22 protein-coding genes, 1 tRNA gene, 2 pseudogenes and 1 riboswitch are annotated in these 25,485 nt (G+C 40.1%); of the genes and pseudogenes, 20 read left to right on the top strand and 5 right to left on the bottom strand.

The genetic code is table 11. From position 1 onward, the window contains the following. Nucleotides 1-8: 8 nt before the first annotated feature. The 9 genes and pseudogenes from OVN23_RS10330 to OVN23_RS10325 form a co-directional block, all read left to right on the top strand. Nucleotides 9-269: pseudogene (locus OVN23_RS10330) on the top strand (DUF1542 domain-containing protein); the annotation flags it as partial. A gap of 246 nt (nucleotides 270-515) precedes the next feature. Beyond that, a pseudogene (locus OVN23_RS05955) lies at nucleotides 516-719 on the top strand (hypothetical protein); the annotation flags it as partial. Between the two features lie 27 nt (nucleotides 720-746). Continuing rightward, on the top strand, nucleotides 747-1,163 hold the full coding sequence (locus OVN23_RS05950) for a hypothetical protein (protein WP_267240811.1): 417 nt from the start codon (nucleotides 747-749) through the stop codon (nucleotides 1,161-1,163). 230 nt (nucleotides 1,164-1,393) lie between these two features. Then, entirely contained in the window at nucleotides 1,394-2,101 is a 708-nt protein-coding gene (gene ccdA2, locus OVN23_RS05945) for a thiol-disulfide oxidoreductase-associated membrane protein CcdA2 (RefSeq protein WP_267240809.1), read from the top strand. A gap of 11 nt (nucleotides 2,102-2,112) precedes the next feature. Then, nucleotides 2,113-2,670, top strand: a complete 558-nt coding sequence (sdbB, locus tag OVN23_RS05940; RefSeq protein WP_267240808.1) for a thiol-disulfide oxidoreductase-associated lipoprotein SdbB — start codon at nucleotides 2,113-2,115, stop codon at nucleotides 2,668-2,670. Between the two features lie 121 nt (nucleotides 2,671-2,791). Next, the gene (locus OVN23_RS05935) at nucleotides 2,792-4,183 is read left to right on the top strand and encodes an APC family permease (RefSeq protein WP_267240807.1); all 1,392 of its coding nucleotides are present in this window, start codon (nucleotides 2,792-2,794) and stop codon (nucleotides 4,181-4,183) included. Between the two features lie 142 nt (nucleotides 4,184-4,325). Continuing rightward, entirely contained in the window at nucleotides 4,326-5,243 is a 918-nt protein-coding gene (gene adcAII, locus OVN23_RS05930) for a zinc-binding lipoprotein AdcAII (RefSeq protein WP_267240806.1), read from the top strand. A gap of 7 nt (nucleotides 5,244-5,250) precedes the next feature. Continuing rightward, nucleotides 5,251-8,343, top strand: a complete 3,093-nt coding sequence (locus OVN23_RS05925; protein WP_267240805.1) for a pneumococcal-type histidine triad protein — start codon at nucleotides 5,251-5,253, stop codon at nucleotides 8,341-8,343. Nucleotides 8,344-8,553: 210 nt separating this feature from the next. Continuing rightward, a complete protein-coding gene (locus tag OVN23_RS10325; protein ID WP_173218337.1) occupies nucleotides 8,554-12,048 on the top strand; it encodes a pneumococcal-type histidine triad protein in 3,495 nt (1,164 codons plus the stop codon). 77 nt (nucleotides 12,049-12,125) lie between these two features. Here the strand turns inward: OVN23_RS10325 and pepT are convergent, their stop codons facing one another. Beyond that, on the bottom strand, nucleotides 12,126-13,349 hold the full coding sequence (pepT, locus tag OVN23_RS05910; protein WP_166736673.1) for a peptidase T: 1,224 nt from the start codon (nucleotides 13,347-13,349) through the stop codon (nucleotides 12,126-12,128). A gap of 146 nt (nucleotides 13,350-13,495) precedes the next feature. Here pepT and hemH point away from each other — a divergent pair, with 146 nt between their 5' ends. Next, the gene (hemH, locus tag OVN23_RS05905) at nucleotides 13,496-14,590 is read left to right on the top strand and encodes a ferrochelatase (protein ID WP_166736674.1); all 1,095 of its coding nucleotides are present in this window, start codon (nucleotides 13,496-13,498) and stop codon (nucleotides 14,588-14,590) included. 40 nt (nucleotides 14,591-14,630) lie between these two features. Here hemH and mscL read toward each other — a convergent pair whose 3' ends face one another. Beyond that, nucleotides 14,631-15,008 (bottom strand): large conductance mechanosensitive channel protein MscL, encoded by a 378-nt coding sequence (gene mscL / locus OVN23_RS05900; protein WP_000916790.1) that lies wholly within the window; start codon nucleotides 15,006-15,008, stop codon nucleotides 14,631-14,633. Nucleotides 15,009-15,089: 81 nt separating this feature from the next. Then, nucleotides 15,090-15,521 (bottom strand): GtrA family protein, encoded by a 432-nt coding sequence (locus tag OVN23_RS05895; protein ID WP_173218339.1) that lies wholly within the window; start codon nucleotides 15,519-15,521, stop codon nucleotides 15,090-15,092. Nucleotides 15,522-15,549: 28 nt separating this feature from the next. Further along, nucleotides 15,550-15,646, top strand: a riboswitch (PreQ1 riboswitch). On the opposite strand from OVN23_RS05895, the gene OVN23_RS05890 reads away from it, so the two are divergent. The 4 genes from OVN23_RS05890 to dapA all read left to right on the top strand — a co-directional run bounded on the left by OVN23_RS05890 (nucleotide 15,644) and on the right by dapA (nucleotide 18,781). Further along, nucleotides 15,644-16,153 (top strand): QueT transporter family protein, encoded by a 510-nt coding sequence (locus tag OVN23_RS05890; RefSeq protein WP_267240804.1) that lies wholly within the window; start codon nucleotides 15,644-15,646, stop codon nucleotides 16,151-16,153. Its footprint overlaps the riboswitch before it by 3 nt. A gap of 99 nt (nucleotides 16,154-16,252) precedes the next feature. Further along, nucleotides 16,253-16,325: transfer RNA gene (locus OVN23_RS05885), tRNA-Thr, on the top strand. Between the two features lie 388 nt (nucleotides 16,326-16,713). Next, on the top strand, nucleotides 16,714-17,790 hold the full coding sequence (locus OVN23_RS05880; RefSeq protein WP_000542462.1) for an aspartate-semialdehyde dehydrogenase: 1,077 nt from the start codon (nucleotides 16,714-16,716) through the stop codon (nucleotides 17,788-17,790). Nucleotides 17,791-17,845: 55 nt separating this feature from the next. After that, nucleotides 17,846-18,781: a 4-hydroxy-tetrahydrodipicolinate synthase gene (gene dapA, locus OVN23_RS05875; RefSeq protein WP_112443646.1), complete on the top strand. Its 936-nt coding sequence runs from the start codon at nucleotides 17,846-17,848 to the stop codon at nucleotides 18,779-18,781. 45 nt (nucleotides 18,782-18,826) lie between these two features. Here the strand turns inward: dapA and mnmE are convergent, their stop codons facing one another. Together mnmE and OVN23_RS05865 are read right to left on the bottom strand one after the other, a co-directional pair. Next, on the bottom strand, nucleotides 18,827-20,200 hold the full coding sequence (gene mnmE, locus OVN23_RS05870) for a tRNA uridine-5-carboxymethylaminomethyl(34) synthesis GTPase MnmE (protein WP_173252961.1): 1,374 nt from the start codon (nucleotides 20,198-20,200) through the stop codon (nucleotides 18,827-18,829). Between the two features lie 137 nt (nucleotides 20,201-20,337). Next, on the bottom strand, nucleotides 20,338-20,520 hold the full coding sequence (locus OVN23_RS05865) for a 4-oxalocrotonate tautomerase (RefSeq protein ID WP_001117401.1): 183 nt from the start codon (nucleotides 20,518-20,520) through the stop codon (nucleotides 20,338-20,340). A 123-nt stretch (nucleotides 20,521-20,643) separates the two neighbouring features. Here OVN23_RS05865 and OVN23_RS05860 point away from each other — a divergent pair, with 123 nt between their 5' ends. From OVN23_RS05860 to glyA, 6 genes are all read left to right on the top strand, one after another. Continuing rightward, nucleotides 20,644-21,234, top strand: a complete 591-nt coding sequence (locus tag OVN23_RS05860) for a thymidine kinase (RefSeq protein WP_000068157.1) — start codon at nucleotides 20,644-20,646, stop codon at nucleotides 21,232-21,234. Then, nucleotides 21,231-22,310 carry a peptide chain release factor 1 gene (prfA, locus tag OVN23_RS05855; RefSeq protein WP_001028819.1) on the top strand — a complete coding sequence of 360 codons (1,080 nt, stop codon included), beginning with the start codon at nucleotides 21,231-21,233 and terminating at the stop codon, nucleotides 22,308-22,310. The genes OVN23_RS05860 and prfA overlap by 4 nt, the downstream gene beginning before the upstream one ends. Then, entirely contained in the window at nucleotides 22,310-23,146 is an 837-nt protein-coding gene (gene prmC / locus OVN23_RS05850; RefSeq protein ID WP_101506921.1) for a peptide chain release factor N(5)-glutamine methyltransferase, read from the top strand. Before prfA ends, prmC begins: the two co-directional genes overlap by 1 nt. Beyond that, complete coding sequence (locus OVN23_RS05845) at nucleotides 23,130-23,732, top strand: L-threonylcarbamoyladenylate synthase (protein WP_173252960.1); 603 nt, start codon at nucleotides 23,130-23,132, stop codon at nucleotides 23,730-23,732. Before prmC ends, OVN23_RS05845 begins: the two co-directional genes overlap by 17 nt. 1 nt (nucleotide 23,733) lies before the next feature. After that, on the top strand, nucleotides 23,734-24,165 hold the full coding sequence (locus OVN23_RS05840) for a GNAT family N-acetyltransferase (protein WP_101506923.1): 432 nt from the start codon (nucleotides 23,734-23,736) through the stop codon (nucleotides 24,163-24,165). 61 nt (nucleotides 24,166-24,226) lie between these two features. Next, nucleotides 24,227-25,483: a serine hydroxymethyltransferase gene (gene glyA, locus OVN23_RS05835; protein WP_173252958.1), complete on the top strand. Its 1,257-nt coding sequence runs from the start codon at nucleotides 24,227-24,229 to the stop codon at nucleotides 25,481-25,483. The last annotated feature ends 2 nt before the right edge of the window (nucleotides 25,484-25,485 follow it).

Genomic DNA, 25,485 nt, shown 5'->3' with positions numbered 1-25,485 from the left:
GAAATGAAATCAATAAGGCTGATACGGATACGGACGCTAAAGTAACAGCTGCAAAAGATAAAGGAATAAGTAATATCCAAGCAGCAGCAACCAAAGCGAAAAGTAACAAAGCCGCAGCTGTAGAAGCAATCAATGCTGCTGCATTTGCTAAGAAAACAGAAATTTCGAATCGTTTTGATTTGACAACTGAGGACAAGTCAAGAGCATTGCAACAGGTGGATCAAGAAGCTAAGGATGCTAAGATTGCGGTGGACAAGGGTGTAACGAATAAGGATGTAGAACAGGCAAAAGTGGCAGGAATCGATGCTATCAAGAACATCAATCCACTACCATCTCCACGTCCACTTCCTACGCCTCAACCGCAACCTTCTACCCCTACTCAGCCAGACCAAGGAGCTACTGAGACTCCAACAGCCCCATCTGAGCCAGCTCCACAACCGTCACAACCAACTGCTCCGAGTCAACCTGCAAGTCCTGCCCCAGTTTCAAGTTCAGCTCCGACTCAAGCTCCTAGAGTGGCAGCAAGTCCTTCATCTAGCTCAACGAGCACGCAAGCTCCAGCTCAAGAGCAAGTTGACAAGTCTGAACTTCGTGCCTTGACTCAAGAGTTAGACCAACGCTTGAAAGCTCTGGCAACAGTATCTGATCCGAAAATCGATGCAGCCAAGGCTGTCCTCCTAGATGCTCAAAAAGCTCTGGAAGATAGTGCCTTGACAGAGCAAGGTCTGCGTACTGCAGTAGAGTCTGTGAAGGCTGCCTTGGACTCTCTCAAAGATGTGAAAGCAAATGCTAGCGACAGCAAGCCTGCACAGGACAAGAAAGATGCCAAACAAGGAACGGAAGATAGTAAGGATTCAGATAAGATGACTGAAACAAACTCAGTTCCAGCAGGAGTGATTGTGGTCAGTCTACTCGCCCTTCTAGGCGTAATTTCCTTCTGGTTAGTTCGTCGTAAGAAAGAGTCAGAAATCCAGCAGTTAAGCACGGAATTGGCCAAGGTTCTCGGACAGCTAGATGCAGAAAAAGTAGATAAAAAAGTCCTTGCCAAAGCCAAAAACCTTCTCCAAGAAACCCTTGATTTCGTGAAAGAAGAAAATGGCTCAGCAGAGACAGAAGCTAAACTAGTAGAGGAGCTTAAAGCAATCCTTGCCAAACTCAAGTAAAACATGAGTTATGAAATGTCAAATCTAAAAGACGTTTCCGTTCACAAAAGCAGCGACGAGTAACCCTTGTCGTTGCTTTTTGGCTATTTGGGGGGATAAAATCCACCTTGACTAGCAAAAGAAAAGATTAGTCCAATAGTTCCCGATACGATTTTGCGTAGCAGAAAGCATACAAATTAAATTGAATATAGTAAAATAGGATTAGAAATCTTAAGAAAGTTGGTTCTTTATTGGAAACGATAGTATTTTCAATTTCCGTTTTTTTAGCAGGGGTCTTGTCCTTCTTTTCTCCCTGTATTTTTCCTCTTCTGCCAGTCTATGCTGGAATTTTATTGGATGATCAGGAAAGTGCAAAAAGCTTTTCTTTATTTGGGAGAAAGGTTCTCTGGTCAGGCTTGATTCGAACACTTTGCTTTATAGCAGGTATCTCTCTCATTTTCTTTATTCTAGGCTTTGGTGCTGGTTACTTTGGTCATATTCTCTATGCCAATTGGTTTCGATATGTTATGGGAGCTATTATTATCATTTTGGGTCTTCACCAGATGGAAATTTTTCATTTTAAGAAATTAGAGGTTCAAAAAAGCTTTACTTTTAAGAAATCAGAAGCCAATCGTTATTGGTCAGCATTTTTACTCGGTATTACCTTTAGCTTCGGTTGGACGCCTTGTATCGGTCCAGTTTTGAGTTCTGTTTTAGCACTTGCGGCTTCGGGAGGCAATGGCGCTTGGCAAGGAGCCATCTATACTCTCATTTACACTCTGGGCATGGCCATTCCTTTCTTGGTTTTGGCCCTAGCTTCAGGTGTAGTAATGCCTTATTTTAGTAAAATTAAACGTCATATGATGCTACTAAAGAAAATTGGTGGTTTCCTCATTATTTTAATGGGAATTTTGTTACTATTAGGACAAGTAAATGTTCTAGCTGGAATTTTTGAATAAAGGAGAAAAAGATGAAAAAAGTAATGTTTGCTGGCTTAAGCCTCTTGTCATTAGTTGTATTGATGGCCTGTGGTGAGGAAGAGACTAAAAAAACTCAAGCCCCACAACAGCCAAAACAAGAAACGACTGTACAACAAATCGCTGTTGGAAAAGATGCTCCAGACTTTACCTTACAATCCATGGATGGCAAAGAAGTTAAGTTATCTGATTTTAAGGGTAAAAAGGTTTACTTGAAGTTTTGGGCGTCATGGTGTGGTCCATGTAAGAAAAGTATGCCTGAGTTGATGGAATTAGCTGCGAAACCAGATCGTGATTTCGAAATTCTTAGTGTCATTGCACCAGGAATTCAAGGTGAAAAAACTGTTGAGCAATTCCCACAATGGTTCCAAGATCAAGGTTATAAGGATATCCCTGTTCTTTATGATACCAAGGCCACAACCTTCCAAGCTTATCAAATTCGAAGTATTCCTACAGAATACCTAATTGATAGCCAAGGGAAGATTGGAAAGATTCAATTTGGTGTTATCAGTAATGCGGATGCAGAAGCAGCCTTTAAAGAAATGAACTAGAATAGATAAAAATCTGATTACAAGAGAGTAGTCAGATTTTTTAGAAAAACATTTTATAAATATTCACAAATCTCCTATATTTATGGTAAAATAGAATCATCAGTTTATTTTGGAGTCAAAGATGAATATATTTAGAACAAAGAACGTTAGTTTGGATAAAACAGAGATGCACAGGCATTTGAAGTTATGGGATCTGATTTTGCTGGGTATCGGAGCCATGGTAGGGACAGGTGTCTTTACAATTACAGGTACTGCAGCTGCTACACTTGCTGGCCCAGCCCTAGTGATTTCAATCGTCATTTCTGCCTTGTGTGTAGGATTATCAGCCCTCTTTTTTGCAGAATTTGCTTCACGAGTACCCGCTACAGGTGGTGCCTACAGTTATCTCTATGCTATTTTAGGAGAATTTCCAGCTTGGTTGGCTGGCTGGTTAACCATGATGGAATTCATGACAGCTATATCTGGTGTGGCTTCGGGTTGGGCAGCTTATTTTAAAGGGTTGCTCTCTCAATACGGGATAGCCCTTCCTCAGGCTTTAAATGGTACCTTTAATCCTCAAGCAGGGACATTTGTTGATTTATTGCCTATTCTTGTCTTGGTTCTGGTGACTTCGCTTGTTTTACTAAATGCCAAGGCAGCCTTACGCTTTAATTCGATTCTAGTCATTTTGAAATTTTCCGCTTTAGCTCTCTTTGTTTTAGTAGGAATTTGGCATATCAAACTTGATAACTGGAGTAATTTTGCTCCTTATGGTTTTGGACAAATCTATGGCGCTAGTACTGGTATTATGGCTGGTGCGTCCTTGATGTTCTTCGGTTTTTTGGGATTTGAATCCATCTCTATGGCTGTAGATGAGGTCAAGACTCCTCAAAAAAATATTCCTAGAGGGATTGTCTTATCGCTTTCTATCGTAACCATTCTTTATGCCTTGGTGACGCTTGTCTTGACTGGTGTGGTTCACTATAGTCATCTAAATGTCGATGATGCCGTTGCCTTTGCCCTTCGTAGTGTTGGGATTAGTTGGGCAGCCAACTATGTGTCATTGGTGGCTATCTTGACCTTGATTACAGTTTGTATTTCGATGACCTATGCCCTATCGCGGATGATTTACAGTTTAGCACGCGATGGCTTAATGCCTGCCGCCTTTAAAGAACTGACCAAAACAAGCAAGGTACCTAAAAATGCGACTATCTTAACCGGTCTAGCTTCAGCAGTAGCAGCAGGAATCTTCCCACTAGCTAGTATTGCAGCCTTCTTAAACATTTGTACCTTAGCCTACTTGATTATGCTGGCTTATGGTCTGATTCGCTTACGGAAAGAAAAAGGGATGCCAAAAGCTGGGGAATTTAAAACACCCTTGGTACCCCTGTTACCAATTTTATCAATCATCATTTGTTTATCCTTTATGTTGCAGTATAATATGGAAACTTGGATTGCTTTCCTAGTTGCATTGTTAGTAGGAAGTTTTATTTACTTTACTTATGGTTATAAGCATTCTACCATAGAAGAATAAAGTGAGAATCTGTTGAGTTGTTGAAACTCAGCAGATTTTTATATGTGAAAGAAATTTCAAATTTTTTCTAAAAATATCTTGACAGATTAAATTTTTAGGAGTAGAATGTTTACTAGTTAATTAAACGGTTAAGGAGTTGTTCATGAAGAAACAAAATTTATTTTTAGTCTTGTTAAGTGTTTTTCTTTTATTGCTGGGAGCCTGTGGTCAAAAGGAAAGCCAGACAGGAAAGGGGATGAAAATTGTGACCAGTTTTTATCCTATCTACGCTATGGTTAAGGAAGTATCTGGTGACTTGAATGATGTTCGGATGATTCAGTCAAGTAGTGGGATTCACTCCTTTGAACCTTCAGCAAATGACATCGCGGCCATCTATGATGCAGATGTCTTTGTTTACCATTCTCATACGCTAGAATCTTGGGCAGGAAGTCTGGATCCAAATCTAAAAAAATCCAAAGTGAAAGTTTTAGAGGCTTCTGAGGGAATGACTTTAGACCGCGTCCCTGGGCTAGAAGATGTGGAAGCAGGGGATGGAGTTGATGAAAAAACGCTCTATGACCCTCACACTTGGCTAGATCCTGAAAAAGCTGGCGAAGAAGCCCAGATTATCGCTGATAAACTTTCAGAGGTGGATAGTGAGCATAAAGAAACTTACCAGAAAAATGCGCAAGCCTTTATCAAAAAAGCTCAAGAACTAACTAAGAAATTCCAGCCTAAATTTGAAAAAGCGACTCAGAAAACCTTTGTAACACAACATACAGCCTTTTCTTATCTAGCGAAGAGATTTGGACTTAATCAACTTGGTATTGCAGGTATCTCTCCTGAACAAGAACCAAGTCCAAGACAACTAACAGAAATTCAGGAATTTGTTAAGACCTATAAGGTTAAAACGATTTTTACAGAAAGTAATGCTTCTTCAAAAGTAGCTGAAACTCTTGTCAAATCAACAGGTGTGGGTCTTAAAACTCTGAATCCTTTAGAGGCAGACCCACAAAATGACAAGACCTATTTAGAAAATCTGGAAGAAAATATGAGTGTTCTAGCAGAAGAATTAAAGTGAGGAAAGAATGAAAATCAATAAAAAATATGTAGCAGGTTCAGTGGCAGTTCTTGCCCTAAGTGTTTGTTCCTATGAGCTTGGACGGTATCAGGCTGGTCAGGCTAAGAAAGAGTCTAATCGAGTTGCTTATATAGACGGTGATCAGGCTGGTCAAAAGGCAGAGAACTTGACACCAGATGAAGTCAGTAAGAGAGAGGGAATCAATGCCGAACAAATTGTCATCAAGATTACGGATCAAGGTTATGTGACCTCTCATGGAGACCATTATCATTACTATAATGGGAAGGTTCCTTATGATGCTATCATCAGTGAAGAACTGCTGATGAAAGATCCGAATTATCAGTTGAAGGATTCAGACATTGTCAATGAAATCAAGGGTGGTTATGTCATTAAGGTAGACGGGAAATACTATGTTTACCTCAAGGATGCCGCCCATGCTGACAATATTCGGACAAAAGAAGAGATTAAACGTCAGAAGCAAGAACACAGTCATAATCATAATTCAAGCACAGATAATGCTGTTGCTGTAGCCAGAGCTCAAGGGCGCTATACAACGGATGATGGTTATATCTTTAATGCCTCTGATATTATAGAAGATACAGGTGATGCCTATATCGTTCCTCATGGTAATCACTTCCACTATATTCCTAAGAGTGACTTGTCTGCTAGTGAATTAGCTGCTGCCCAAGCCTTCTTATCTGGAAAAGGCGGTCAATTAAGTACGGTTGAATATCGTTCTAGCAGGGGAGAAACAAGATCTAGTGTGAGAACGAGTCAATCTGAGACACCTCAAAATCCTGCAACAGATTCTGAAAGTCAAAGTGAGGATTTAGCTAGTCTCCTTCAAGAATTGTACGCTTTGCCACTTAGCCAACGTCATGTGGAGTCTGATGGATTGGTATTTGACCCAGCACAAATTATAAAACGTACTGCAAATGGGGTCGCAGTTCCTCATGGGGATCATTTCCATTTCATTCCGTATTCACAAATGTCTGCTTTGGAAGAAAAATTGGCTCGAAATCTACCAATTGGAGGTCAGCCAGTTCAAAAGCATTCTGATAATACGAAACCAAGCAGTACAGATAAACTAAGTTCAACCATTAAACCAAACTTTAATCTCAATACGCAAGCACCGAATAGATCAACTGGAGGCGCCTATACAACGGATGATGGGTATGTCTTTAGTCCGACAGATGTGATTGAAGATACAGGAGACGCTTTTATTGTACCGCATGGCAATCATTTCCACTATATACCAAAAGGCGCTTTGTCTGCAGGGGAATTGGCTGCAGCCCAAGCCTATTGGAATGGGAAGCAGGGGTCTCGTCCTTCTTCAAGTTTTAGTCATAATGCAAATCCAGCTCAACCAAGCTTGTCAGAGAACCACAATCTAACTGTCACTCCAACTTATCATCAGAATCAAGGGGAAGATATTTCAAGCCTTTTACGTGAATTGTATGCCAAACCTTTGTCAGAACGACATGTGGAATCGGATGGCTTGGTATTCGACCCAGCACAAATAACAGATCGTACAGCAAATGGTGTTGCTGTGCCTCACGGAAATCATTATCACTTTATCCCTTATTCACAAATGTCTGATTTAGAGCAGAGGATTGCAAGCATGATTCCGTTAAAAGGACAAAATGGTATAGTCTTGCCAGGAATGCATTATTTGAAACCAGCACCAAAACCGCAAGCTCAACCGTCAACTGAGAAAAAACAAACTAATTTTGCAGTAGAACAGGTTGTTAGAAAAGTTGGAAAAGGATATGTTGTGGAAATTGCTGGTGTCAGTCACTATGTTTTTGCTAAAGACTTGGCTAAGGATAAGATTGATGCTATTGAAAATCTCTTGTCTAAGAAAACTCAAGAGACACATGCTCTAGTTGCGAAGAAAGAAAACGTCTCTTCTCGTGACAAAGAATTTTATGATAAAGCTTATAATCTGTTAACCCAGGCTCATAAAGCCTTGTCTGAAAATAAGGGGCGTGCTGTTGATTTCCAAGCCTTAGACAAATTAGCAGAACGCTTGAATAATGAATCTTCTAATAATAAAGTAAAATTGGTAGATGATTTATTGGCATTTCTAGCACCAATTACCCACCCAGAACGCCTTGGCAAACCAAATGCTCAAATTGCCTATACAAACGATGAAATTAAATTAGCGAAATTAGCAGGTAAATATACAACCTCAGATGGCTACATTTTTGACGAACATGATATTGAAAGTGATGCAGGAAATGCCTACGTCACTCCACACTTGAACCATAGCCACTGGATTAAAAAAGACAGCTTATCTGAAGCTGAAAGGGCAGCAGCTCAGGCTTATGCTAAAGAAAAAGGCTTACAAGCTCCAAATTCTACTGAAGCAAAACCAGAGGCAACAGGGACAGAAGCTATCTATAACCGCGTAAAAGCTGAGAACAAGGTACCATTAGAAAAAATACCAAATCATTTACAGTATACTGTAGCTGTACAGAATGGTTACTTTATAATTCCTCACTTTGATCACTATCATAATCTTAAGTTTGCATGGTTTGACGAAGGACTCTATAAGGCACCTGAGGGTTATACCTTAGAAGATTTATTTGCGACTGTAAAATACTACGTTGAACATCCGGACCAACGTCCTCATTCAGATAATGGTTGGGGTAATGCTAGCGACCATGTTCGTAAAAATAAGGCAGACCAAGACGGTAAACCTGATGAAAATAAGGAACATGATGAAGTAAGTGAGCCAACTCGCCCTGAATCTGATGAAAAAGAGAATCACGCTGGTTTAAATCCTTCAGCAGATAATCTTTATAAACCGAGCACTGATGAAGACGAGACAGAGGAAGAAGCTGAAGATACTACAGAAGAGCCAGAAGTCCATCAAGTAGAGACTGCAAAAGTAGAAGCTAAACTCAAAGAAGTAGAAACTTTACTTGATAAAGTAACGGATGCTAGTCTGAAAGCTACTGCGACTGAAACCCTGGCTAGTTTACGAGGTAACTTGAGCCTGCAAACCATGGATAATAATGACATCATGACAGAGGCAGAAAAATTACTTGCTTTGTTAAAAGGTAGTGAGTCAATTGAGACGAAGCCAGAAGCATAAGTTTATCCTATTAAATCGATATAATGTAAGAGTCAGTAGTAATACTGGCTTTTATTTTTTTAAATGATATAAAAATCTTGACAGATAAACTTAAAAAAGGTAAACTATTTACTGGTTAATTAAATGGTTAAATAACCGGTTTAGAAAAACTGTTTAACCGAGAAAAAGAAGTTGAGAAAAAGCTTCATCATTTATTGAAATGAGGGATTTATGAAATTCAGTAAAAAGTATATTGCAGCTGGATCAGCTGTTATCGTATCCTTGAGTCTATGTGCATATGCACTGAACCAGCATCGTTCGCAGGAAAATAAGGACAATAAGCGTGTCTCTTATGTGGATGGTAGCCAGTCAAGTCAGAAAAGTGAAAACTTGACACCAGATCAGGTTAGCCAGAAAGAAGGAATTCAGGCTGAGCAAATTGTCATCAAAATTACAGATCAGGGCTATGTGACGTCACACGGTGACCACTATCATTACTATAATGGGAAAGTTCCTTATGATGCCCTCTTTAGTGAAGAACTTTTGATGAAGGATCCAAACTACCAACTTAAGGATGGAGATATTGTCAATGAGGTCAAGGGTGGTTATATCATCAAGGTCGATGGAAAATATTATGTTTACCTGAAAGATGCAGCTCATGCTGATAATGTTCGAACCAAAGATGAAATCAATCGTCAAAAACAAGAACACGTCAAAGATAATGAGAAGGTCAGTGCTGATGTTGCTGTAGCAAGGTCTCAGGGACGTTATACGACAGATGATGGTTATGTCTTTAATCCAGCTGATATTATCGAAGATACGGGAGATGCTTATATCGTTCCTCACGGAGGTCACTATCACTACATTCCAAAAAGTGATTTGTCTGCTAGTGAGTTAGCTGCTGCTAAAGCTCATCTGGCTGGGAAAAATACGCAACCGAGTCAGTTAAGCTATTCTTCAGCAGCTAGTGACAATAACACGCAATCTGTAGCACAAGGATCAACTAGCAAGCCAGCAAATAAAGCTGAAAATCTCCAGAGTCTTTTGAAGGAACTCTATGATTCACCTAGTGACCAACGTTACAGTGAATCAGACGGTCTGGTTTTTGACCCTGCTAAGATTATCAGCCGTACGCCAAATGGAGTTGCGATTCCGCATGGCGACCATTACCACTTTATTCCTTACAGCAAACTTTCCGCTTTAGAAGAAAAGATTGCTAGAATGGTGCCTATCGGTGGAACTGGTTCTACAAATGAAAAACCTAATGAAGTAGCGTCTAGTCTTGGAAGTCTTTCAAGCAGTCCATCTACTTTGAATAGTGCCTCATTACTTACAAATAAGCCTATCTCTTCAACATCTGATGGTTATATCTTTAATCCTAAAGATATTGTCGAAGAAACAGCCACAGCTTATATTGTAAGACATGGTGATCATTTACATTACATTCCTAAGTCGAATCAAATTGGACAACCGACTCTTCCAAACAATGGTCTAGCAACACCTTCTCCATCTCTTCCAATCAATCCAGGAATTTCACATGAGGAACATGAAGAAGATGGACACGGCTTTGATGCTAATCGTATTATCGCTGAAGATGAATCAGGATTTATCATGACTCATGGTAATCACAATCATTACTTCTTCAAGAAAGATTTGACAGCAGACCAAATTAAGGCAGCGCAAGACCACTTGAAAGGGGCAAATACAGCAACACCAAATCCAGCTCATGATGACGATCACGATGGCGATGAGCATGACCACCATCATGGTGAAGATCACGATCACGGTTTTGATGCCGATCGTGTCATTAGTGAGGATGATCAAGGATTTGTCATGAGTCACGGAGACCACAATCATTACTTCTTCAAGAAGGATTTGACAGCTGATCAAATTAAGGAAGCTCAGGAACATTTGAAAACACATCATGATGCAGAGCCTGTTCAACCACTTGCAAAATCTGTTGAATCATTCTCTAAAGATGCTAGTGATGAAGAAAAAATAGCTTATATTTCTAAGACCTATGGGGTTCCACTTGAAGCTATTAGAATTTCAAAAGGTTTCTTTGTATTTAATAATCCTGACCAAGCCTACGATCCAACTCATATCCATCCCTATGCTGTTCGTAAGGAACACGTTCGACTTCCACTCCAAACTGGAAATCCTGAACTTGATTTCCTAAATGAACTTTATACGACTGCCTTACGTGATCGCGTATCACCTTATCGTTTGCAGGTTGAAAACGGCAGTTTTGTGATCCCTCATGGAGACCACAATCACTACATCAAGGTTCAAACTAAGGGCTATGAAGTAGCCTTGAAAAACAAGATTCCAGCCCTTCAATCTAACTACCAACCTGGAGCTTTTGATGAAAAGGCAGTCTTGGCAAAAGTAGATCAACTTCTAGCTGAAAGTAGAACGATCTATCAAAATCAACCAATCAAACAAAGACAGATTGAGTTAGCCTTAGGACAGTTTACTGAAAATATGAAGAAACTAGCAACTAACTCTACAGCAGGTTATCTTGCGACACTTGATCTCTTTGATAAGCAATATATCCATATTGATGAAAGTGTCAAACCTGTTGAAACAAGTGCTTTAGATAAGAAATATCAGGCCTTGATTGATAAAATCAATACCTTGGATACAGACTCTTATGGGCTTCCTAAGAAAGACCTTCTCGTTCGACTCCAAGAGGCTAAGTTGGCTAAAGATGAGGCTGGTTTAGCAGCGGTTGAATCACAACTTCAAGCTCTTCAAGACTTTAATGATCGTACTGGTGATACAACAGTGGAATACATCAAGTACTTCTATGAGCATGTAAATGATGGTCGTTTAAGTGATGAGCTTCGTAATAAAGTAGCTAATTTGACTTTTACTTTATATCAATCCCAATCCTTCCGTAAGGCTGTGGACTTGAATAAACTGTTCCCAAGCATTTACCAAACAAAACAAGAAGTAGAAGAGGCTTTGAAAAATCAGCCAGCTACTGCAAAAGTAAATGAAACAGTTTTAGATAAAGAAAAAGTTGATAACCAATCTGCTAAGCAAGCGATTTATGAATTTTTGAAAGATCTTTATCCTGATCTTAAAAAAGAAGAGCATGTCAATCATGTTAGCAAGGAAGAAGTAGAAAGCCTCTTGAACAAGGCAACTCAACTCTTGGAGCAAATCCAAGAAGAAGGAATCAGACAATCCTTGGCAGAAGAAGTAGAAAATCTCAAAGCTGCTACAAACAAGGCTGATGCAGACTTGGATGAAGTAAACAGCCAGGTAAAAGATGTCTTGACTCGTATCGCTAGTGCCCTTCAACAAGAAAAGGAAAATGCAGAGCAAGATCCTCAGACACTTGTACTCTATCAAAAACTCTACGATATTCTCATATCGCTTCACTCTTATTTAGAAAGTAATAATGGATCTGATGCGGACTTTGATAAAGTGGATGCATTACTAGATCAACTTTCTGCTAAGAGTAAAGACAAAGCAGCTTTACTTGAATTGACAAAAGCTATTCTAGTTTTGAATCACCAAATCCAGTCAAAAGCTAGCGCAAGTGAAGAAACAAGTCCAGCAAGAAATGCTGAAGCAAATGGTGATAAGACAAGTACCGAAACAGAAACATCAACAGCTACGGAATCTAACAGTGAAACTGCTAGCGACGAAAACAAACCGAGCAACGCAAGAGATTCTAAACCTGCTGAATCAACTTCAGAAAATGAAACAGCATAATCTGCAACAAGTACTGGAAACTAAGAAAAACCAGCAGAATAAAAAGAAAGGCGAAGTAGCTGAGCTACCTCGTCTTTTTAGCCTTTATAAGCTACGATACCAATGATGGTATCAACTGCACGTTCCATAGTCTGAAGGCTAACGTATTCGAAACGACCGTGCATATTCTCGCCACCAGCAAAGATATTAGGGGTTGGGATTCCCATAAAGGAAATCTTAGAGCCGTCTGTCCCTCCACGGATTGGTTCGATAATAGGAGTGATACCTAGATCTTCCATAACGGCTTTAGCAATGGTAATTGGAGTCATATCTTTTTCAATGACTTCTTTCATATTGTAGTACTGGTCTGTCAAGTTGAGAGTGACACGGTCGCTCCCAAGTTCTTGATTCATCTTATCAGCGATAGACTTCATAGTTGCTTTACGCGCTGCAAAGGCATCTTTTTCAAAATCGCGAATGATGTAGCTAGCACTTGCCTCCTCAACGCTACCTGTTACATCCATTAGATGATAGAAACCTTGGTAACCATCCGTTAACTCAGGTCTGTCCTTTTCTGGAAGTTGATTGTGAAAATCAATTGCTAGCTGAAGGGCGTTGACCATCTGACCTTTGGCAGTACCAGGGTGGACATTGCGTCCTTGGAAATGCAATTCAGCCCCAGCTGCTGAAAACGTCTCGTATTGAAGCTCACCTAGTGGGCCACCATCAACTGTGTAGGCAAAATCCACATCAAAATCTTCTGCATCAAATTGATTAGCACCAACACCGATTTCTTCATCTGGACCAAAACCAACACGAATTTCACAGTGTTTGATTTCAGGGTGGGCAGTCAGATATTCAATGGCTGTCATAATTTCAGCAATTCCGGACTTGTCATCAGCCCCTAGCAAGGTTGTTCCATCGGTTGTAATGAGCGTTTGTCCTGGATATTTCTCAAGACTCTTAAAGTCAGCTGGATCGAGTTTGAAACCAGAATTTCCAAGTTCAATCACACCACCATCGTAGTTTTCAATTACCTGTGGATTGACTCCTTCGGCATTAAAATCAGCAGTATCCATGTGGGAGATGAAGCCAATTTTACGTGTTAAAGATGGATCATTGGCTGGCAAGGTACCAATCGCAAAACCATTTGGTAGATAATAAACATTTTGTAATCCAACACGTTTCATTTCAGGAATCAGAACATTGGTTGCGAAGTCAACCTGACTCTGTGTACTTGGAGTAGTAGTAGAGTGTTCATCAGAGCGCGTGTTGACTTTAACGTAGGTTAAGAAGCGGTCCAAGAGATTTGGATAAGTCATAAAAAACTCCTTTTGAATTCATTTTTTCCATTGTATCATAGAAAGAAGAGAAAAACAAAAGATTGTGAATGTTGCTATGTTAGCGTTTACTTATCAGTGGATTCATGATAAAATAAATTTGATAAAAATATCACAAGGAAGCAGTTATGAAAAAAGCAATTTTAATGATGACATTCGGTTCGCCAGAAGAGATTACCTTTGAAGGTGTGGCTGATTTTTTCACAAATATTCGTCGCGGAGTGAGGCCTCAAGACCACGAAATTCAAACTCTCTATGATAATTATGTACGAATTGGGGGCACGCCTCTGCAAAGAATTACTCGTGAAGAAGTTGCCTTGGTAGAAGCTAGACTGGGAAATGAATATAGTGTCTATTTTGCCAATAAATTTTCCAGACCTTTTATTCCAGATGTGATTGGTCAGATGGAAGCATACGGTATTGAACAGTGTATTTGCTTGATTTTGGAGCCTCATTATTCTTTTTACTCTGTCATGGGTTATGAGAAATTTTTAGAAAGCAAACAAATTCAATTTTTGGTCATTAAGGACTGGTATCAGGAAGAAGCGCTCTTAAACTATTGGGCAGATGAAATTGCTAATATTTTAAAAGAAGAAGTAAAGCAGGATAGCTTTAAAGTCATCTTTTCAGCCCATAGTGTGCCCATTTTTGCCTTGGATTTTGGTGACCCTTATATTGACCAAATTTTTGAAAATAGCAAGTTAGTTGCTGAAAAACTAGGTTTGAGTTCCGAACAATATACTAATACTTGGCAAAGTGAGAGTGATATTGGGATTCCATGGATTAAGCCAGATGTATTAGAATATCTCAGAGAACAGACAGAACATCCAGACCATTATATCTTTGTTCCAATCAGCTTTATCAGTGAGCACATTGAGGTCTTGTTTGATAATGATGTGGAATGTTATGACTTGTGTCAAGAATTGGGTGTGAACTACCATCGACCACCAATGCCAAATACGGATTCTCGCTTGATTGATGCCTTGGTCAATACAGTCAGAGCCAATGAACATCAAGAGTTTAAGGAATTTCTCCCAGAAGAAGAGACCTTTGATGAGTTAGTTCCTTCAGACGAGACGAAAAATATTTTGGCTGAATCTCAAGATTTACAAATGCCAGAATTTGTGAAAAAACTGATTGAGAAAAAAGGTCGAGAGAATGTTAAGATGCCTTATCTTATCAAAAAAATGCTTGAGAAAGCAGGTAAATTACCAAAAGAGTAAAGAAAAAGGATTTAGCTTTGTGCTAGATCCTTTTAAACGATTATTTTTTCTCAAGAAGGGCTTTGATTTCTTGAAGTACTTCCAATTCAGTTGGTTTTTTTTCGGCAGTTTTTTCTTCCTTTATGCCAGTCAGCTTCTGTGCTTTTTCAATACCCTTGATAATAAAGAAGAGGGCGGTACCCACAAAGATAAAATTGATAATAGCACTTAAAAAGTTACCATAGCCGACTCCATGCCAAGAAAGTTGAGCGATACGTTCGACTTTAGCAGCTTTCAAAGCGGGATTTAAAATAAGAGGAGTGATAATGTCGTTTACAAGTGAAGTAACGATAGCACCAAAAGCAGAGGCAATGACAACACCGACAGCAAGGTCAATAACATTTCCTCGAAGCAAGAATGATTTTAGATTTTTTAACATACTGTTTTCCTTTCAACGTTTCGTGTTTCATTGTATCCTAAATCATTATAGAAGGCAATTAAAAGGCTCATAAATGGAGCATTATTTTCTAAAAATATAGACCTTGCTCAAGATATAATTGATGATAATAATGAGTATTTGTGCAATTATTGTTTCAATAGCATTTATCTTATCAATGTTTTCATTTACGAATTGCCCTATGATATGAGGGAATTGAGTCACAAACAGAAAAGTAAAGAGCAAATCTAACAGAAAAGTAGAAAGGCGGGCAAGAAAAAATTTCACTAAACGAATAAGCCGATTCTTCCTTGTTTGCTTAAATACAATCGTATCATTTGTGATAAAGGCAAATAAGATACCAATAATATTTGCTAAGGCAGTAGCAAGGAGTTCCTGATGACTTAGTTGATAAATGACTAGTCGTGAGAGAATCGAAACTAGAGTTGTTGCAAGGCCAAAAAAGAGATAGGCTAAGATTTCATTGTTAAAAAATTTTTGAATAGGTTTTTTCATGCTTTAAGTATAGCATAAAGCAGGCTATTGTGCTATACTAGTAAGGTTGAATAAAGCAACCCTTGGTGCTTAGCTTCTTTCACCAAGCATATTACACGCGGATAACCGCCAAAGGAGAAAAGATGAAAAAATTAACTATTCGTGATGTTGTAGACATTGCAATTGTTGCTGCTATTTATGTCGTTTTGACTGTCACACCGCCCCTAAATGCCATTAGCTATGGTGCTTATCAGTTTCGTATTTCAGAAATGATGAACTTTATGGCTTTTTACAATCCTAAGTACATCATCGGAGTTACCATCGGTTGTATGATTGCTAATTTCTTTAGCTTCGGACTGCTAGATGTCTTTGTTGGTGGTGGATCAACCCTAGTATTCCTTAGTTTAGGTGTTTGGCTTTTTGCAAAATATAGTAAGGATTACCTCTTTAACGGATTGATTCGAAAAGATCATTTCTTCTTTTCAATCCTCTTTTCAATTTCCATGTTTACTATCGCTGCAGAGTTAAATATTGTAGCAGAATTACCATTCTTCCTTACTTGGTTTACAACAGGAATCGGTGAATTTGCCTCATTGATTATTGGAGCGATTATTATTGGTAAAATTGGTCGTCGAATCGATTTAAGCAAATAGAACAGGACAAGCTAGGTAGCCTTTACCTGGCTTTTTCTTATAGAAAATTTCTAAGGAAACTTGACAAGTTTTTCTGATTATAGTATACTTTTCAAGTAAGCTGATTTAGCTCAGTTGGCAGAGCGCATCCATGGTAAGGATGAGGTCGCCGGTTCAATCCCGGCAATTAGCATTAAATATACAGTAAAACCCTTGATTGACAAGGGTTTTTGTTATGTCTGCCCCAAATTTTTCAAAGATACTGCTTATGCACCTGTGTAAATAAAACTAAAGAGTTTCGTCTGTTGACAAAAGTCATTCTCTTTAGTAGAATAGTAGATGCGATGAGTCGATAGGTAGTCTTCGGACTACTATTGAGCATAAGGAGGTCATAACGAAGGAGCGGACCTTGATGAGTTGTGTGAACCTGCTCATCACATGAAGATGCCTCTTAGTCCCTGGTCTAACGACTGGGGCTTTTTATTTTCCAAAAAATGATGAAAAAGCTTTGCAATTCATGGAAAAAGTAGTATAATACTTCTATTATAGAAATTTTTAGAAAATTCCGAAAGAGGTTATTTATGGGATATACAGTTGCTGTAGTCGGCGCGACAGGTGCTGTCGGTGCTCAGATGATAAAAATGTTGGAAGAATCAACACTTCCAATTGATAAAATTCGTTTACTTGCTTCTGCACGTTCAGCAGGTAAGACTTTGAAATTTAAAGACCAAGATATTACGATTGAAGAAACGACTGAAACTGCTTTTGAAGGAGTTGATATTGCTCTCTTTTCAGCAGGTGGTTCTACATCAGCTAAGTATGCACCATACGCAGTGAAAGCTGGCGCAGTAGTAGTAGATAATACATCTTACTTCCGTCAAAATCCAGATGTTCCTTTGGTTGTTCCAGAGGTCAATGCTCACGCACTTGATGCCCACAACGGGATTATTGCTTGCCCTAACTGTTCAACAATCCAAATGATGGTGGCTCTTGAGCCAGTTCGCCAAAAATGGGGCTTGGACCGTATCATTGTTTCAACTTATCAAGCCGTTTCAGGTGCTGGTATGGGAGCAATTCTTGAGACACAACGTGAGCTTCGTGAGGTCTTGAATGACGGAGTGAAACCACGTGATTTGCATGCCGAAATCTTGCCTTCAGGTGGTGACAAGAAACACTATCCTATCGCCTTTAACGCTCTTCCACAAATCGATGTCTTCACTGACAATGATTACACATACGAAGAGATGAAGATGACCAAGGAAACTAAGAAAATCATGGAAGATGATAGCATTGCAGTATCTGCAACATGTGTGCGTATTCCAGTCTTGTCAGCTCACTCTGAGTCTGTTTACATCGAAACAAAAGAAGTGGCTCCAATAGAAGAAGTCAAAGCAGCTATCGCAGCCTTCCCAGGCGCTGTTCTTGAAGATGATGTAGCTCATCAAATCTATCCGCAAGCCATCAATGCAGTTGGTTCACGTGATACCTTTGTTGGTCGTATCCGTAAAGACTTGGATGCAGAAAAAGGAATTCACATGTGGGTTGTTTCAGATAACCTTCTCAAAGGTGCTGCTTGGAACTCAGTTCAGATTGCTGAAACTTTGCACGAACGTGGATTGGTTCGTCCAACAGCTGAATTGAAATTTGAATTAAAATAGTCATATAATTTAGGAGTTCAGATGAACTCCTTCTTTGAAATAGAGAGGTGTTTTCATGTCTTATAAAGATTTAAAAGAGTGTAAAATCATCACAGCCTTTATTACCCCCTTTCACGAGGATGGTTCCATCAACTTTGATGCTATTCCAGCCTTGATTGAGCATTTGTTGGCGCATCATACTGACGGAATTCTTCTTGCAGGGACCACTGCTGAGAGTCCAACCTTGACCCACGATGAGGAGTTGGAACTGTTTGCGGCTGTACAAAAGATTGTCAATGGACGAGTTCCTTTGATTGCGGGTGTAGGTACCAATGATACGCGTGACTCTATCGAGTTTGTCAAAGAAGTAGCAGAATTTGGTGGCTTTGCTGCTGGACTTGCAATCGTCCCTTACTACAATAAACCTTCTCAAGAAGGAATGTACCAGCACTTTAAAGCTATTGCAGACGCTTCTGACTTACCTATTATCATTTATAATATTCCAGGTCGTGTGGTTGTGGAATTGACTCCAGAAACCATGCTTCGCTTGGCTGACCATCCAAATATCATTGGTGTTAAGGAATGTACCAGTCTTGCCAATATGGCTTACTTGATTGAGCATAAGCCAGAAGAGTTCTTGGTCTATACAGGTGAAGATGGAGATGCTTTCCATGCCATGAACCTTGGTGCGGATGGGGTTATCTCTGTTGCCTCTCATACAAATGGGGATGAAATGCACGAGATGTTTACTGCCATTGCAGAAAGCGATATGAAGAAAGCCGCAGCTATTCAACGTAAATTCATTCCTAAGGTCAATGCCCTCTTCTCTTATCCAAGTCCTGCTCCAGTTAAGGCAGTTTTGAACTACATGGGATTTGAAGCTGGACCAACTCGTCTACCTCTTGTTCCAGCACCAGAAGAAGATGCTAAACGCATTATCAAGGTTGTCGTAGATGGCGACTACGAAGCAACCAAGGCAACTGTAACAGGGGTTTTAAGACCAGATTACTAATAAGACAATAAAATCCATGACCGCAAGAACGATCATGGATTTTTCTTATTTTCCTAAACAGAATTGGCTAAAGAGTTGGGTGATGAGTTCATCAGGAGCAGCATCCCCAGTAATTTCTCCGAGGATTTCCCAAGTACGAGTCAAATCAACTTGAAGTAAATCAACTGGCATCCCCAGTTCAAGACCTTCGTTTACAGCTTGTAGGCTTTCAACTGCTTTCTCAATTAAGGAAATGTGACGGGCATTTGACAAGTAGGTAGCATCTTGCTCAACTAAGCCAGCATTTTCAAAGAAGAGGTTGTTAATTCTCTCTTCAATCTTATCGATATTTTGGTTTTTAAGGACTGAAATACGAATAACGTCTTCAGGTAGTTCCGAAGCTTCAATCGCTTCTGGCAGGTCGGTTTTATTAAGAAGAATAATACGGTTTGTATCTTGGCTAATCTCAAGAAGTTGTTGGTCTTGGGCGGTTAGTGGTTCACTGGCATTTAGCACCAGTAGAACCAAGTCGGCTTCCTTGAGGGCTTTTTTCGAACGCTCAACACCTATTTGTTCCACGATGTCATCCGTTTCACGGATACCGGCTGTATCAATCAATTTGAGAGGGACACCGTTGATGTTGACGTATTCTTCAATGACATCTCGAGTAGTACCAGCAATATCTGTAACGATAGCCTTGTCCTCACGCAAGAGGTTGTTGAGGAGGCTAGATTTCCCAACGTTTGGGCGTCCGATAATAGCAGTGGAAATTCCTTCACGGAGGATTTTACCGCGGCGGGCTGTCTTAAGGAGATTGGTTAGCAATTGCTCAAACTCCATAGTCTTCTCACGGACAACAGCAGTAGTGGCTTCCTCAACATCGTCATACTCAGGATAGTCAATATTAACCTCGACTTGGGCAAGCGTATTGAGGATTTCTTGACGGGTATTATTGATAAGATCAGAAAGGGAGCCGTCTAATTGCTTAACTGCAATGTTCATGGCCTTGTCTGTCTTAGCACGGATGATGTCCATAACGGCTTCAGCCTGAGTCAAGTCCACACGTCCATTTAGGAAGGCACGTTTAGTAAATTCACCAGGTTCAGCCAATCGAGCTCCTTCACGGATAGCTAGCTGGAGAATCTCATTGGTCACCGCAATCCCACCGTGGGTGTTGATTTCGATAATATCCTCACGAGTGAAGGTTTTTGGAGATTTCATGGCTCCAACCATGACTTCGTCCATGACTTTACCAGTCAGAGGATCAACGATGTGACCGTAGTTAAGGGTATGGCTAGCAACCTGACTCAAGTCTTTTCCTTTAAAAATCTTTTGCGCAATAGCAAAACTGTCTGTTCCGCTCAAGCGGACAATACCAATAGCCCCTTCACCTAGTGGAGTAGAGATAGCAGCGATGGTATCAAATTCACGTGTAATCATAATGTTTCCTTTAATAAATAGCTCTTTTCTTAGAAATTTTTCCAAGTATCCTTTCAAATTGTAACAAATTTAGGCTATTTCTTCAATGGATGTTACTTGGAGATTGAAAAAGCCTAAGCAATTCTGCTTAAGCTAGCTTATTTGGTGCGCATTTCCCCTTGTGGGAAGTAAGTTCCTTCTGGCATGTCGTTGATGATGACATGGACAGCAGATTGAGGGGCTCCAGTATTACGGACAACAGCTTCCGTCACTTCCTTAGCAAGAGCTTTCTTTTGCTCGAGCGTGCGTCCTTCAAATAAATCGATGCGTACAAATGGCATAATAGCTTCCTCCACTAGTTTTTGATTTCTTCTATTTTACCACATTTTGCCGTTTAAAGCTTAAGAAAATTATGATATACTAGAATGTAGCAAAAATTTAGAAATGGACGTGAAGCAAGAAACATGGCACAGTTGTATTATCGTTATGGGACCATGAACTCTGGAAAGACAATCGAGATTCTCAAGGTGGCCTATAACTACGAGGAGCAGGGAAAAAGTGTTGTGATTATGACCTCGGCTCTGGATACTCGTGACGGTGTTGGCTATGTGTCGAGTCGTATTGGCATGAAACGCTCTGCCATTGCAATTGAGGAGTCAACAGATATTTTTGGATTTATCCGAGATTTACCTGAGAAACCATACTGTGTTTTGGTCGATGAAGCCCAGTTTCTCAAACGTCATCATGTTTATGACCTAGCTCGTGTTGTAGACGAGTTAGACATACCCGTTATGGCATTTGGTTTGAAAAACGACTTTCGCAATGAACTATTCGAAGGTTCAAAATATCTCTTGCTTTTAGCAGATAAAATCGATGAGATTAAAACCATCTGTCAGTATTGTAAGAAAAAGGCAACTATGGTTTTGCGTACACAGGATGGACTACCAGTCTATGATGGTGAGCAGATTCAGATTGGTGGTAATGAAACCTATATCTCGGTTTGCCGTAAACATTATTTTGCCCCTGAAATCAATAAGGAGAATGAAGAAAAATGAACATCTATGATCAACTACAAGCTGTAGAAGACCGTTATGAAGAATTAGGAGAGTTGCTCAGTGACCCAGATGTGGTTTCGGACACAAAGCGTTTCATGGAGCTTTCAAAAGAAGAAGCTTCAACTCGTGATACCGTAACAGCCTACCGTGAGTACAAACAAGTCCTTCAAAACATCGTTGACGCTGAAGAGATGATTAAGGAATCAAGCGGAGATGCGGACTTGGAAGAAATGGCCAAACAAGAGCTCAAAGATGCCAAGGCTGAAAAAGAAGAATACGAAGAAAAACTCAAAATTTTACTCCTTCCAAAGGATCCAAACGATGACAAGAATATCATCCTAGAAATCCGTGGAGCAGCTGGAGGAGACGAAGCAGCACTTTTCGCTGGAGACCTTCTAACTATGTATCAAAAGTATGCGGAAGCCCAAGGATGGCGCTTTGAAGTCATGGAGGCCTCTATGAATGGTGTCGGTGGTTTCAAAGAAGTGGTTGCCATGGTTTCTGGTCAATCTGTATACTCTAAACTTAAGTATGAGTCTGGAGCCCATCGTGTGCAACGTGTCCCTGTGACAGAAAGTCAAGGCCGTGTTCATACTTCGACAGCGACAGTTCTTGTTATGCCAGAAGTTGAAGAGGTTGAATACGACATTGATCCAAAAGACCTTCGTGTCGACATCTATCACGCCTCTGGTGCTGGTGGACAGAACGTCAATAAGGTTGCGACTGCCGTTCGTATAGTTCACTTGCCAACCAATATCAAGGTTGAGATGCAGGAAGAACGTACCCAGCAGAAGAACCGTGAGAAAGCCATGAAAATCATTCGTGCGCGTGTTGCTGACCACTTTGCTCAGATTGCACAAGACGAACAAGACGCTGAGCGTAAGTCAACAATCGGTACTGGTGACCGTTCAGAACGAATCCGTACTTATAACTTCCCACAAAACCGTGTCACAGATCACCGTATCGGCTTGACTCTCCAAAAACTAGATACCATTTTGTCTGGTAAATTGGACGAAGTTGTGGATGCCTTGGTTCTTTATGACCAAACACAAAAATTAGAAGAATTAAACAAATAATGAAATTAGCTCAATTATTTTCAGATTTTGAAGAAGAATTGATAAGACAAGGAGAGGAAGCTGAAAGCCTCTCTTTTGTCTATCGTAGCCTGAAAAATCTATCTTTTACAGACTTTGTTTTTGCCCTCCAGAAAGAGGTAACAGAGGAAGAAAAACAATTTGTAAAAGGAATTTTTCAACAGTTAGCAGCTCATAAACCGGCACAGTATATCATTGGACAGGCAGATTTTTATGGAATGCAGCTAAAAGTGGATGAACGAGTATTGATCCCTCGTCCAGAGACAGAGGAATTGGTTGAGCTTATCCTAGCTGAAAATCCTGAGACGAATTTTTCAGTTCTGGATATTGGAACAGGTAGTGGAGCTATTGCTCTCGCCTTAGCAAAAAACAGACCAGATTGGTCAGTGACAGCAGCAGATATTTCCCAAGATGCTTTAGATGTATCCAGCGAAAATGCTAAAAATCAAAATCTTCAAATATTTTTAAAAAAATCTGACTGTTTTACAGAAATTTCTGAAAAATATGATATAATTGTTTCCAATCCACCCTATATCTCTCGTGAAGATGAGTCAGAGGTCGGCTTGAATGTTTTGCATTCGGAGCCTCATCTAGCTCTATTTGCAGATGAGGATGGCCTAGCTATTTACCGTAGAATTGCGGAAGATGCAAAAGACTATCTCAAAGATGGTGGTAAGATTTACCTTGAAATTGGATACAAGCAAGGTCAAAGTGTTCCTGAACTTTTTAGGAAACATCTTCCTGAAAAGCGAGTACGAACACTCAAGGACCAATTTGGTCAAGATAGGATGGTCGTGGTTGATGATGGACAGGATTAGACAAGAGTTGGAAAAGGGCGGAGCAGTCGTTCTGCCTACAGAGACGGTTTATGGTCTTTTTGCCAAGGCGCTAGACGAAAAAGCAGTTGACCATGTTTACCAGCTCAAACGTCGTCCTAGAGACAAGGCACTCAATCTCAATATTGCCTCTTTAGAGAATATCTTACACTTTTCAAAGAATCAGCCAACTTATCTACAAAAACTTGTCGAGACCTTTTTACCAGGTCCCTTGACCATTATTCTCGAAGCTAATGACCGAGTTCCCTATTGGGTCAATTCTGACCTTGCAACTGTTGGATTTCGGATGCCAAGTCATCCTATCACGCTTGATTTGATTCGAGAGACAGGTCCTTTGATTGGGCCGTCTGCCAATATTTCAGGTCAGGCAAGTGGAGTGACCTTTGAACAAATTCTGAAGGATTTTGACCAAGAAGTTCTGGGTCTGGAAGACGATGCTTTTCTAACTGGACAGGATTCAACTATTATAGATTTGTCTGGAGACAAGGTGAAAATCTTACGCCAAGGGGCGATTAAGCGAGAAGATATTCTTACTCGGTTGCCAGAGATTTCTTTTGAGGAGGCATGAAATGCTAAGAGATTTGCAAGAAACAGATGTGAAAGCTATATGTGACATCAACCAAGAGGCTTTGGGTTATTCTTTTAGTCCAGATGAAACGGCTAGTCAATTAGCTAGATTATCTCAGAATTCACATCATTTTCTACTTGGCTATGAGGATGAAGCTAGTCATGCCTTGCTTGGATATGTCCACGCTGAAGTTTACGAATCACTCTATTCCAAAGCAGGATTTAATATCTTAGCCTTAGCAGTTTCACCTCAAGCGCAAGGTCAAGGTATTGGTAAAAGTTTACTACAAGGGTTGGAAGAAGAAGCCAAAAGACGTGGTTATGGGTTTATCCGTTTAAACTCTGCCGATCATCGTCTGGGAGCTCATGCATTTTATGAAAAAGTTGGTTATACTTGTGATAAAGTGCAGAAACGGTTTATTCGCATCTTTTAGTTTGATTTTCTAATAAGAAAATTAAACTAATGGACTAGTCACACAATAAAGGAGAAGACCTATGATTTTTGATAAAGATGATTTTAAAGCATACGATGCTGATCTCTGGAATGCTATTGCCAAAGAAGAAGAACGCCAGCAAAACAATATCGAGTTGATTGCTTCGGAAAACGTAGTTTCCAAGGCTGTTATGGCAGCTCAAGGGTCTATCTTGACGAATAAATACGCCGAAGGCTACCCAGGCCGCCGTTATTATGGTGGAACGGATGTGGTAGACGTGGTAGAGACTCTTGCCATTGAACGCGCAAAAGAAATTTTCGGCGCTAAATTCGCTAATGTCCAACCTCACTCAGGAAGCCAAGCTAACTGTGCGGCTTACATGGCCTTGATTGAGCCAGGTGATACCGTTATGGGGATGGATTTAGCAGCAGGTGGACACTTGACCCACGGAGCTCCAGTTAGTTTCTCAGGTCAAACCTACAACTTTGTTTCTTATAGTGTGGATCCTGAAACAGAACTCTTGGACTTTGATGCTATCTTGAAACAAGCCCAAGAAGTCAAACCAAAACTAATCGTAGCAGGTGCTTCAGCCTATTCTCAAATTATCGACTTTTCAAAATTCCGTGAAATTGCGGACGCTGTTGGGGCTAAACTTATGGTAGATATGGCTCATATCGCTGGTTTGGTTGCTGCTGGTCTACATCCAAGCCCAGTACCATACGCTCACATCACGACAACAACGACCCACAAAACCCTTCGTGGCCCTCGTGGTGGTTTGATTTTGACCAATGATGAAGACTTAGCTAAGAAAATCAATTCAGCTATTTTTCCTGGTATTCAGGGTGGTCCTTTGGAGCACGTTGTGGCGGCTAAAGCTGTTTCCTTCAAAGAAGTTTTGGATCCAGCCTTCAAGGAATATGCTGCTAATGTTATCAAGAACAGCAAGACTATGGCAGATGTCTTCTTGCAAGACCCTGATTTCCGTATCATTTCTGGCGGAACTGAAAACCACCTCTTCCTAGTGGATGTGACTAAGGTTGTAGAAAATGGCAAAGTTGCCCAAAACTTGCTGGATGAAGTCAATATTACCCTAAATAAAAACTCAATCCCTTACGAAACCTTGTCACCATTCAAGACAAGTGGTATTCGTATCGGAGCAGCAGCCATTACTGCACGTGGATTTGGTGAAGAAGAAAGTCGCAAAGTGGCTGAACTCATCATTAAAACCCTTAAGAATGCAGAAAATGAAGCTGTCTTAGAAGAAGTGAGAAGTGAAGTCAAAGTGTTGACAGACGCCTTCCCATTATACGAGGACTAAAA

The sequence above is a fragment of the Streptococcus sp. Marseille-Q6488 genome (assembly GCF_946902925.1).
Lineage (GTDB): Bacteria > Bacillota > Bacilli > Lactobacillales > Streptococcaceae > Streptococcus.
The sequence above is the reverse complement of the archived record's forward strand: the minus strand, read 5'-3'. Positions and strand labels throughout refer to the sequence as shown.